10 protein-coding genes are annotated in these 10,151 nt (G+C 68.6%); 7 read left to right on the top strand and 3 right to left on the bottom strand.

From position 1 onward, the window contains the following. The first annotated feature begins 72 nt into the window (after positions 1–72). The 3 genes from AC3A6B_RS15890 to AC3A6B_RS15880 are packed head-to-tail and all read left to right on the top strand — an operon-like array spanning position 73 to position 4,231. Positions 73–423 carry a YciI family protein gene (locus tag AC3A6B_RS15890; protein ID WP_487837642.1) on the top strand — a complete coding sequence of 117 codons (351 nt, stop codon included), beginning with the start codon at positions 73–75 and terminating at the stop codon, positions 421–423. Between the two features lie 7 nt (positions 424–430). Continuing rightward, on the top strand, positions 431–1,675 hold the full coding sequence (locus AC3A6B_RS15885) for an RNA polymerase sigma factor (RefSeq protein ID WP_487837641.1): 1,245 nt from the start codon (positions 431–433) through the stop codon (positions 1,673–1,675). A gap of 24 nt (positions 1,676–1,699) precedes the next feature. Continuing rightward, entirely contained in the window at positions 1,700–4,231 is a 2,532-nt protein-coding gene (locus AC3A6B_RS15880) for an FtsX-like permease family protein (protein WP_487837640.1), read from the top strand. On the opposite strand, the gene AC3A6B_RS15875 is transcribed toward AC3A6B_RS15880, so the two are convergent. Further along, complete coding sequence (locus tag AC3A6B_RS15875; protein ID WP_487837639.1) at positions 4,215–5,096, bottom strand: FkbM family methyltransferase; 882 nt, start codon at positions 5,094–5,096, stop codon at positions 4,215–4,217. The genes AC3A6B_RS15880 and AC3A6B_RS15875 overlap by 17 nt on opposite strands. Before the next feature lie 35 nt (positions 5,097–5,131). Next, the gene (locus AC3A6B_RS15870; protein WP_487837638.1) at positions 5,132–5,746 is read right to left on the bottom strand and encodes a DUF1326 domain-containing protein; all 615 of its coding nucleotides are present in this window, start codon (positions 5,744–5,746) and stop codon (positions 5,132–5,134) included. A 146-nt stretch (positions 5,747–5,892) separates the two neighbouring features. Here AC3A6B_RS15870 and AC3A6B_RS15865 point away from each other — a divergent pair, with 146 nt between their 5' ends. Together AC3A6B_RS15865 and AC3A6B_RS15860 are read left to right on the top strand one after the other, a co-directional pair. Next, the gene (locus AC3A6B_RS15865) at positions 5,893–6,684 is read left to right on the top strand and encodes a DUF2182 domain-containing protein (protein WP_487837637.1); all 792 of its coding nucleotides are present in this window, start codon (positions 5,893–5,895) and stop codon (positions 6,682–6,684) included. A gap of 153 nt (positions 6,685–6,837) precedes the next feature. Next, positions 6,838–7,398 (top strand): thioredoxin family protein, encoded by a 561-nt coding sequence (locus AC3A6B_RS15860; RefSeq protein ID WP_487837636.1) that lies wholly within the window; start codon positions 6,838–6,840, stop codon positions 7,396–7,398. A gap of 135 nt (positions 7,399–7,533) precedes the next feature. On the opposite strand, the gene AC3A6B_RS15855 is transcribed toward AC3A6B_RS15860, so the two are convergent. Continuing rightward, complete coding sequence (locus tag AC3A6B_RS15855) at positions 7,534–8,274, bottom strand: response regulator (protein WP_487837635.1); 741 nt, start codon at positions 8,272–8,274, stop codon at positions 7,534–7,536. Between the two features lie 106 nt (positions 8,275–8,380). On the opposite strand from AC3A6B_RS15855, the gene chrA reads away from it, so the two are divergent. After that, the gene (chrA, locus tag AC3A6B_RS15850) at positions 8,381–9,565 is read left to right on the top strand and encodes a chromate efflux transporter (RefSeq protein WP_487837634.1); all 1,185 of its coding nucleotides are present in this window, start codon (positions 8,381–8,383) and stop codon (positions 9,563–9,565) included. A 149-nt stretch (positions 9,566–9,714) separates the two neighbouring features. After that, positions 9,715–10,134 carry an organic hydroperoxide resistance protein gene (locus AC3A6B_RS15845; RefSeq protein ID WP_487837633.1) on the top strand — a complete coding sequence of 140 codons (420 nt, stop codon included), beginning with the start codon at positions 9,715–9,717 and terminating at the stop codon, positions 10,132–10,134. Positions 10,135–10,151: the final 17 nt, after the last annotated feature.

The following is a 10,151-nucleotide window of genomic DNA, read 5'->3' as shown; positions in this document are numbered from 1 at the left end:
CTTATTGCCGGCCGTCATTGGGTTGAGCGATCCTGCTCGCCGGTCCTTTTTCTTCCGGAACGGAGCTTTCCCATGCAATACATGCTGTTGTTCTATCAACCCCAATCCGAGTTCGACCAGCGCGACGAGGCGGCGGCACAGGCGTACCGCGCCGGCTGGATGGACTACGTCGGCGCGATCCGCCAGTCGGGCATCGTGCAGAACGGCCACGGGCTGCATCCGCCGATGACCGGCACCACGCTGCGCGTGCGCGGCGACAAGCGGCAGGTGCAGGACGGCCCCTTCGCCGACACCAAGGAGCAGCTCGGCGGCTACTTCGTGATCGAGGTGCCCGACCTCGACGCCGCGCTCGAGTGGGCCGCGCGCGCGCCCTGCGCCACCACCGGCGGCGTGGAGGTGCGTCCGGTTTTCATCGCACCCTAGCCTGCATGTGACAGGCTCTGCCGCCATCCAGGCCGCGCACGAAGCCGCCGAGCGGGCCGCCCGCCAGTCCTATGGCCGGCTGGTCGCGACCCTCTCGGCGCGCACGCGCGACATCGCCGCGTCGGAAGACGCGCTGGCCGATGCCTTCGCGCGCGCCCTCGAGCGCTGGCCGCACGAAGGCATTCCGGAGCAGCCCGAGGCCTGGCTGCTCAGCGTGGCGCGCAACCGCACGTTCGATGCGTGGCGCCACCGCCGCGTGCAGGGCGAGGCCACACAGACCCTGCTTCTGCTGGCCGATGAGTTCGCGGCCGACACGGCCGGCGGCGAGGCCGTGCCCGACGAGCGGCTGCGCCTCTTCTTCGTCTGCGCGCACCCGGCCATCGATGCCGCGGCGCGCGCGCCGCTGATGCTGCAGACCGTGCTCGGGCTCGATGCGGCACGCATGGCGGGCGCGTTTCTGGTCGCGCCCTCCACGCTCGGCCAGCGCCTGGTGCGGGCCAAGGCACGCATTCGCGCGGCCGGCATTCCGTTCGAATTTCCGCAGACGCGCGATCTGGCGCAGCGGCTGCAGGACGTGCTCGATGGCATCTACGCGGCCTACGGCACCGGCTGGGACGACGTCGACGGCGCCGACGCGGCGCAGCGCGGCCTCACCGTCGAAGCCATCGCGCTGTGCCGCATCCTGTGCGGCCTGATGCCGTGCGAGCCCGAACCGCATGGGCTGCTGGCCCTGATGCTATTTTGCGAAAGCCGTGCCGCCGCTCGGCGCGGCGCAGGCGGCGACTACGTGCCGCTCGACGTGCAGGACATCGCGCGCTGGAACCATGCGATGCGCCAAGAGGCCGAACAGGTGCTGCAGCATGCAGCAGCCCTGAAGTCGCTCGGTACCTACCAGATGGAAGCCGCGATCCAGTCGGCCCACTGCGCGCGCCGGTTGGGCGCGCAGGTTCCGCCGGATGCGCTGGTCGCGCTGTACGACGGGCTGCTCGCATGGCGCCCGAGCATCGGGGCCCGCGTGAGCCGTGCCTGCGCGGTGGCGATCGCCGAAGGCCCGGCCGCGGGCCTGCAGGCGCTCGATGCCATCGCCATCGCAGAAGTCGCGAGCTATCAGCCCTACTGGGCCGCGCGCGCCCACCTGCTCGGCGGCACCGGCGAGCCGGCCGCAGCCCGCGAGGCCTATGCGCGCGCGGCCGGCCTCAGCACCAGCCCGACGGTGCGCGCCTACCTGGCCGCGCAAGCCGAACGGCTTTGAACGAGCGCGCAGAATCGCGAGCTCATGCGAGCGCTTCTTCGTACTTTCTCCTGGCAGGAACTGCGCCACCATCCCTGGCGCAACGCCGCCGCCATGCTGGCGGTGATGCTGGGCGTGGCGCTGGCCTTCTCGGTGCAGCTCATCAACGCGTCGGCGCTCGACGAGTTCGCGAGCGCCGTGCGCTCGGTCAACGGCCAGCCGGACCTGGAATTGCGTGCGGCGCAAGGCGGCTTCGACGAAGCCGTGTTCGCGCGCGTGGCGCAGCAACCGCAGGTGACGCTGGCCAGCCCGGTGCTCGAATCGCAGGCCGTGGCGCTCGCGGGCGATGGGCGCCGCATCGCGCTGCGCGTGATCGGCGTCGATGCGCTGGTGCTGCCCACGATCGCGCCTGCGCTGATGCCGCAGCCGGCAAAGGACGCCGACCGCTTCGCGCTGTTCGCGCCGGACACGCTGTTCCTCAATGCCGCCGCGCGCACCGCGTTCGGCGAAACGGCCACCACGGCGCAGCTGCGCATCGGCACGCAGCAGCACACGTTGCGCGTGGCCGGCCAGGTGGCGGCCGGCGGCAGCGCGCTGGCGGTGATGGACATCGGCGCTGCGCAGGATCTCTTCGGCCGCGCCGGGCAGCTCACGCGCATCGACCTGCGGCTCGCGCCCGGCATCGACCGCGCGGCCTTCATCCGCTCGCTGCAGGAATCGCCGGGCTGGCCCGCCGGCATCCGGATTGCCGAGCCCGGCGATGCAGCCGAACGAGTGAGCAATCTCTCGCGGGCCTACCGCGTGAACCTCACGGTGCTCGCGCTGGTGGCCTTGTTCACCGGCGCCTTCCTGGTGTTCTCGGTGCTCGCGCTCAGCGTCGCCAAGCGCGCGCAGCAGTTCGCCTTGCTAGGCGTGCTGGGCCTCACGCCGCGCGAGCGGCTGCGGCTGGTGCTCGCCGAATCGCTGGTGCTGGGCGTCATCGGCAGCGTCGCCGGCATCGCGCTCGGCACCGCGCTCGCGGCCTTCGCGCTGCGCGTGCTGGGAGGCGATCTCGGCGGCGGCTATTTCGAAGGGGTGACACCGACCCTGCGCTGGAGTTCGGGCGCCGCGCTGCTCTACGGCGGCCTCGGCCTGCTCGCCGCGGCGGTCGGCGGCTGGTGGCCCGCGCGCGCGGCCCAGGCGCTGCCCGAGGCGCAGACGCTCAAGGGCCTGGGCCCCGCGCCGACGCAAAGCGGCGCGCACAAGCTGGCGCTGCTGTTGATCGCGGCCGGTGCGGGGCTGGCGACGGCACCGGCGGTCTTCGGCATCCCGATCGCGGCCTACCTCTCGGTGGGCTTCCTGCTGGTCGGCGGCATCGCCGCCCTGCCCTGGCTGATCGCGCTGCTGTACGACCGGCTCGCGCCCCTGTTCGCGCGCCGGGTGCTGCCGATGCTCGCGATCGAACGCGCACGGCGCATGCGCGGCACGGCGGCGGTGGCCGTCAGCGGCGTGGTCGCGAGCCTGAGCCTGGCGGTGGCGCTGACCGTCATGGTCGCGAGCTTTCGCGAGTCGGTCACGCACTGGCTCGACGTGGTGCTGCCGGCCGATCTCTATGTGCGCAGCGCCACCGCCGGCAGTTCGAGCCAAAGCGAGCAGGCCGCCTTCATGCCGGCCTTCGTGCAGGCGCTCGCGCGAGTGCCCGGCGTGGCGCGCACCGGCACGCTGCGCACGCGCGCGCTGCTGCTCGATCCCACGCGGCCGGCGGTCACGCTGATCTCGCGCAACATGGGGGATGAAGCATCGCGCTCATTGCCCTTGCTCGGTGCGGCACTGCCGGTGCCCGCGGGCCGGATCGGCATCTACGTCAGCGAGGCGATGGTCGAGCTCTACGGCGCGAAGCCGGGCACGGAGTTCGACGCGCTTGCCAAGGCCTTCGGCGGCGGCCAGCGCTTCTTCGTCGCCGGCGTCTGGCGCGACTACGTGCGTCAGTTCGGCGCCATCACCATGGATGCACGCGACTTCGAGCGCCTGACCGGCGACCGCAGCGTGAGCGACATCTCGCTGTGGCTCGCGCCGGGGACGTCGGAAGCGCAGGTGCAGCAAGCGGTGCGTGCGGCCGCCGCCGCCGAGCCGATCGAGATCGCCTCCGTCGGCCAGCTGCGCGCGACCTCGCTGCGCATCTTCGATCGCAGCTTCGCCGTCACCTACTGGCTGCAGGCGGTGGCGATCGGCATCGGCCTGTTCGGCATCGCGGCCAGCTTCAGCGCGCAAGTGCTGGCGCGGCGCAAGGAGTTCGGGCTGCTCGCGCACCTGGGCTTCACGCGCGCCCAGGTGCTCGCGGTGGTGGCGGGCGAAGGCGCCGCCTGGACCGCCATCGGCGCGCTCGCCGGCCTGGTGCTCGGGCTCGCGGTCTCGGTGGTGCTGGTGCACGTGGTCAACCCGCAGAGCTTCCACTGGACCATGGACCTGCTGGTGCCGTGGACGCGCCTCGCCGCGCTGTGCGCCGCGGTGGTGGCGGCCGGCACCATCACCGCCTGGCTGGCGGGCCGCGCGGCAGCCGCGCGCGATGCGGTGCTGGCAGTCAAGGAAGACTGGTGACGGGCACCGCCTTCTTGGCGATCAGCATCTCGTAGAAGGCCGGCTCCAGCTCGGTCCGCTTCTTGACGACAAGCCTGAAGCCCATGAGCAGCGAACAGAGAAAGAACCAGAGCTTGACGGCGCGCCCTCCCCCTTGCGTCGAAGGAACCCGGTCGACGAAGTAGAACTCCGTGTAGCCGTTCTCCTTGAGCAACTCGATCGCCTCCGACTTGCCGTCCTTGAACGCACTGAAGTGCTGTTCGAATACGACGATGGGCGAGCACTCGCGCAGGATTCTCTCCATTCCCTTGAGCGCCTGTGCTTCATGTCCCTCGATATCGATCTTGACCAGGCGGATGTCCTTCAGCTCCTGGAAATAGTCGTCCAGCTTCCAGCAGTTCACCTGGATGGTGTTGCAGCCCAGCGGCGCGTCGATGATGCGGGAGTACCCGACGTTCACCGTCTCCAGGCGGAATGCGGCCAGCCCGTTTCTGTCCGACGCCGCGATCTGATGGCACTGGATATTGGAAGCCAGCGAAGCATTCATCATGAGTACGCCGAAGGTTCGAGGAGAAGGCTCCACGGCGTGGACGACCTCGAAGTGCCGGGCGAGAAAGACGCTGTGGTTGCCGATGTTCGCTCCCACATCGAGCATCGCGCCCCCGACGACATGGTGGTCCGTGAGCCAATGCGCCAGCGCCTCGAGCTCCTCGTGCTCCCAGTAGCCGTACAGGTTGATGCCCTGGCCGATCAGATCGGAGGAAAAGATGACGAACTGTGGATACCTTTCGGCCGCCCGCTGCGTGAACAGCGGGAAGAAAAGCTTGGTGAAGACCGCGCTCTTCAAAAGCCGTTCCGCTGCGTAGCTTCGTCCGAAATTGATCAAGGGGAGTGCCGGTGGTTACCCAGCGCCCGGTTGGATTACCCGGCCCACGAGAACGGCGCGAAGTGTCCGTTGCGCGTACCGGTCGCGTCGTCCCAGTCGATGCCGAACGCGTGAACGCTGCTGCGCGTCGCCTTGGCGAGCGCCAGCCGGCTGTTCACCGGGTGGACCGTGTTGTCCACGCCGATGGCCTGGTCGGGCGCGACCGCGCTCGCGATGCCCACGCACGCCTGGTCGACCAGCTCGCCGGCGCGCACCGCGCGCTTCAGCCCGTCGACGTCGAATTGAATCGGGCGCCGCTCGACGCCTGCGACGCGGCCGACGAGCGGCCCGAGCGCCGCCATCGGGCCGCCAGCCGCTCCTGTCGCGATGGCGGCGATCGCTTCGGCCTGCGGATCCGAAGCACGGTCGTCGACGATCAGCCCGACCGTGATGTTGCCGTCGGCCATCGCGCCCGGCGAATGCATCAGCACGATGAACGACAGGCCGTCGAGCTTCACGCCGTCCTTCTCGCCCTTGTCGATGCGCATCGCGAACGCGGCCTTGCAATCACCCTCGGTCGGCCGTGCCGTGAGGTTGGAGGTGATGCAGGGACAGAGAAAGGCGCAGTTGCATGTCTCCATGTACTCGCCGTCTACATGCCAGTTGGTCATCAGGATTCTCCCGACAGAAGGGCCGTCAAGAATGCTATGCCGATCGCCGGGTGCCTGCAAGTTGCCGGGTTGACAGGCCGACGCGAGGCGCGGATCGTCCGGGGCAGGTGTTGGATCGAATGGCGGTTGCGCACAGGAGGCTATCGATGGCACAGGAGAGGCGCGATTCGGCGGACCGGCCGCCAGGCGCTGTCGCTCTCATTGCGCGGCAGCCGAGGTGGGCCATCGGGATCCTCGCGCTCGCCTTGATGGCCTGGGCATTCCTGGCCTGGATCGCGATCGACATGGGCCATCCCTTTGCCCAACTGACCATGCCCGCCTCGTCGAGCTGGACCGCGTCCAACGTGCTCGCCATCTGGCTCATGTGGGCGGTCATGATGGCCGCGATGATGCTGCCCTCGGCAATGCCGATGGTCCTGACCTTCGTCAACATGAGCGCGCCCGGCGGGGACATGGCGCGGGCGCGCAGCTTCATCGCCGCTTACCTGGCAGCCTGGTTCGTCTTCAGCGCAGGTGCCGCAGCGGTGCAGTGGACGCTCCAGTTCCTGGGCTGGGTCGACCCGATGATCCTCAGCACGTCGCCGCTGCTGACCGGGGCGCTGCTGCTGATCGCCGGCGTCTACCAGTTCTCGCGCCTCAAGCGCATGTGTCTTTCGCGCTGTCAAACGCCGCTGGGCTTCCTGCTCGGAGAATGGCGCCCCGGCGCGTATGGCGCTTTCGTCATGGGGGCGCGGCACGGGCTGTTCTGCGTGGGCTGCTGCTGGGCGCTGATGGCCTTGCTGTTCGTCGGCGGGGTCATGAACCTGGCCTGGGTCGCCGCGCTTTCGATCGCCGTCTCACTCGAGAAATTGCTGCCTCGCGGGGACCGTCTGGCTGCAGCGCTCGGCATCGTGCTGATCGCCCTGGGCGGCATCAAGCTGATGGCAGGCTCCGGCTAGTGCTGTCCCGCAAATAGCCGACTGCGAAACGTAGTGTGTGGATTTCCGGCGCCGATACAGAGGCATACGCGATGTGCAATTGCGAGGCCGAAGGTGGCCAAGAATTCCGTTCGCTCCAGGCCAACGCCTCATCGCTCACCCGAAGGAATCACCATGAACATCCGATCCGTCGCACTTCCCCTCGCCGTGGCCGCCGCAGCCTCGGTCGCCGCCCTCACCTTCGCCGCGCCGCCGATCGGCGGCGACACCGCTGCCGGCGCTACGCGGTCGGCCCCGGAGTTCCAGAAGATCGACACCTGGCTCAACTCGCAGCCGCTGAAGATGGAAGAGCTGCGCGGCAAGGTGGTCCTCATCGACTTCTGGACCTACACCTGCATCAACTGCCTGAACCACCTGCCCTACGTCAAGGAGTGGCACGAGAAGTACAAGGACCAGGGCCTGGTCGTGGTGGGCGTGCACACGCCGGAGTTCGCGTTCGAGAAGTCGACCAAGAACGTCCAGGACGCCATCAGGAAACTGCAGATCAAGCACGCCGTCGCGCAGGACAACAGCTACGCGACCTGGAAGGCTTTCAACAACCAGTATTGGCCTGCCGTCTACCTGATCGACAAGCAGGGAAAGGTCGTCTACTCGCATTTCGGCGAGGGACGCTACGGCGAAACCGAGAAGAAGATCCAGGCGCTTCTTGCGCAGCAGCCGTCCGCGGGCTCCTGAGATGAAGAAGATCTGGCTCGCCCTGCTGTTCCTGGCGGGCGGCATCTCGCACGAGATCCGCAATCCGGCGAGCTGCCATTGCATCACGGCCCGTCAACGCGCGGGGCGGAGAAGCGCAGCTAGCGTGCGGTCGGCTCAGTCGACCGCATCCACTGCCGATGCGAACACGTAGCCTTCGCTGCGCACGGTCTTGATGTACCTCGGCTCGCGCGCATCATCGCGCAGCCGCTGGCGCAGCCGGCTCACGAGCAGGTCGATCGAGCGCTCGAACAGCTCCGCTTCCCGGCCCTGCGTCAGGCCCAGCAGCTGGTCGCGGCTCAGCACCTTCTGCGGGTGATCGAGAAAGATGCGCAAGAGCCGGTACTCGGCGCCGCTCAGGGCGACCATCGTGCCGCTCGCGTCGAGCAGGTGCCGCGCGGTGGTGTCCACCTGCCAATCGCCGAAGGCGAGCTTCTTCGCCGACTCCGTCGCGTGCATGTTGGGAGGCAGCATGCGGGTGCGGCGCATCACAGAACGGATGCGTGCCAGCAGTTCTCGCGCGGAGAAGGGCTTGGCGAGGTAGTCGTCGGCACCCATCTCGAGGCCGAGGATCCGGTCGGCCTCCTCGCTGCGCGCCGTCAGCATCAGGATGGGCGTGGCCTTGTACTTGCCCGTGCGCAGGTCGCGGCACAGCGTCAGCCCGTCTTCGCCCGGCAACATCAGGTCGAGGATGATCAGGTCGAAGGGGCCAGATTCCTCCAGCGCCGCGCGCATGTGGCGGCCGGTCGGCACGGCGGCCACGCGCAAGCCGTTCTTGACCAGGTAGGTGGTGAGGAGCTCGCGGATCTCGCGATCGTCGTCGACGATGAGAATATGGTCGTTGGGCTTCGGAGTCATGGCAATGTGGCTTGGAGCGCAGTCGTTCCCTGAATGTAGCCCGCGCCCCTCCACCGGGGCGAAGCGTTTGTATGCCCAAGTATCCGGCGCTGCCGGCCACCACACTATGTTTCTCGGCAACCCCTGGGAAGTGTTTCTGATCTTCCTGAAGCTCGGCCTGACTTCGTTCGGCGGCCCCGTGGCGCACCTGGGCTATTTCCGCACGGAGTTCGTCGAACGCCGGCGCTGGCTCGATGACCGCAGCTATTCGGACCTGGTGGCGCTGTGCCAATTCCTGCCCGGGCCGGCGAGCAGCCAGGTCGGCATGGCCTTGGGGATGGCGCGCGCGGGCTGGTGGGGATCGTTCGCGGCATGGCTGGGCTTCACGCTGCCGTCCGCATTGGCGTTGATCCTGTTCGCCTACGGCGTGACCGAGTACCGTGGGCTTGCGGATTCGGGATGGGTGCACGGCCTCAAGGTCGTTGCAGTGGCGATCGTGGCCCAGGCGGTGTGGGGGATGGCCAAGTCCTTGTGTCCCGACCGCCTCCGAGCCGGGGTCGCCGTTCTGGCTGCGCTGCTGACGCTCGCTCTGCCGTCGGCCGCAGCGCAGGTCGCCGCCATCGTGGCCGCCGGTCTGCTGGGACGCTGGTTGATCGAGGTGCCGCCGCTGGGTGCCTTGCAGCACCAGGACTACGGCATCTCGCGCAGGGTCGGGCTCGCAGCCCTGGGCTTGTTCGCTGCCCTTCTCGTCGGCATGCCGTTGTGGGCGGCCGCCAGCGGCTCGCCCACCATTTCGCTCCTGGACGGCTTCTACCGATCGGGCGCCCTGGTGTTCGGCGGCGGCCACGTTGTCCTGCCGCTGCTGCAGGCCACGGTGGTGCCCGCCGGAGCGGTGAGCAACGCGGATTTCCTGGCAGGCTATGGTGCCGCGCAGGCCGTCCCCGGGCCGCTCTTCACCTTCGCAGCCTACCTGGGCGCGGTCGCCAACGGACCGCTCCACGGTTGGATCGGCGGACTGGTGCTGCTGCTCGTGGTCTTCTTGCCGGCCTTCCTGCTGGTTGTCGGCGCGCTGCCTCTGTGGGAGAGCTTGCGTCGCCGCAACGACATCCAGTCGACGATGGCCGGCATCAACGCGGGTGTGGTCGGCATCCTCGGCTCGGCGCTCTACGACCCGGTGTGGACCAGCGCCATTCATTCCAGGGCTGACTTCGGCTTGGCGCTCGCAGCGTTCGGCCTGTTGCTCTACGCCAAGGTCTCGCCCGTGGTCGTCGTGGCGCTGGCTGCGCTCGCGGGGTGGGCGCTGTCGGCATAGGCGCTCTCGCTCGATGCGAGGCGGCCGGCAGTGAAATTTACTGTTGCGCAATGCCGCCCAGATACAAAGGAATACGGTCCACGCGTCATGCGGAGTGTTCGCCGCCAACAATCGCGGCCTCAGCTTTTCAACCTATCAAGGAACACACCATGACCCGCATCGAAAAAGTCCTCTACACCGGCAAGACCCACACCTCCTCGGGCGGTCGCGACGGCGAATCCCGCAGCTCCGACGGCCGCCTGGACATCAAGCTCTCCTCCCCCGGCACCGCAGGCACCGGCACCAACCCCGAGCAGCTGTTCGCCGCCGGCTGGTCGGCCTGCTTCATCGGTGCGATGGGGCTCGCGGCCGCCAGGATGAAGGTCAAGCTGCCGGCCGACACGGCCGTCGACGCCGAAGTCGACCTGGGCGCCACGGACGGCGCCTACTTCCTCCAGGCCCGCCTCAACGTCAGCCTGCCGGGCGTGGAGCACGAAGTCGCCCGCGCGCTCGTGGATGCCGCGCACCAGACCTGCCCGTACTCCAAGGCCACGCGGGGCAACATCGGCGTCGAGATCAACCTGGTCTGAGCGGCGGGGTCTATAAC

The organism is Variovorax sp. Soil_C_33 (assembly GCF_057656935.1).
Note: the sequence above shows the minus strand (reverse complement) of the source record. Positions and strands in the feature narration are given on the sequence as shown.

Bases quoted from the DNA above. Each gene is read 5' to 3' on its own strand.
- AC3A6B_RS15890 (WP_487837642.1), top strand. From the start codon at position 73: ATGCAATACATGCTGTTGTTCTATCAACCCCAATCCGAGTTCGACCAG.
- AC3A6B_RS15880 (WP_487837640.1), top strand. From the start codon at position 1,700: ATGCGAGCGCTTCTTCGTACTTTCTCCTGGCAGGAACTGCGCCACCAT.
- AC3A6B_RS15870 (WP_487837638.1), bottom strand. From the start codon at position 5,746: ATGACCAACTGGCATGTAGACGGCGAGTACATGGAGACATGCAACTGC.
- AC3A6B_RS15865 (WP_487837637.1), top strand. From the start codon at position 5,893: ATGGCACAGGAGAGGCGCGATTCGGCGGACCGGCCGCCAGGCGCTGTC.
- AC3A6B_RS15860 (WP_487837636.1), top strand. From the start codon at position 6,838: ATGAACATCCGATCCGTCGCACTTCCCCTCGCCGTGGCCGCCGCAGCC.
- AC3A6B_RS15855 (WP_487837635.1), bottom strand. From the start codon at position 8,274: ATGACTCCGAAGCCCAACGACCATATTCTCATCGTCGACGACGATCGC.
- chrA (WP_487837634.1), top strand. From the start codon at position 8,381: ATGTTTCTCGGCAACCCCTGGGAAGTGTTTCTGATCTTCCTGAAGCTC.
- AC3A6B_RS15845 (WP_487837633.1), top strand. From the start codon at position 9,715: ATGACCCGCATCGAAAAAGTCCTCTACACCGGCAAGACCCACACCTCC.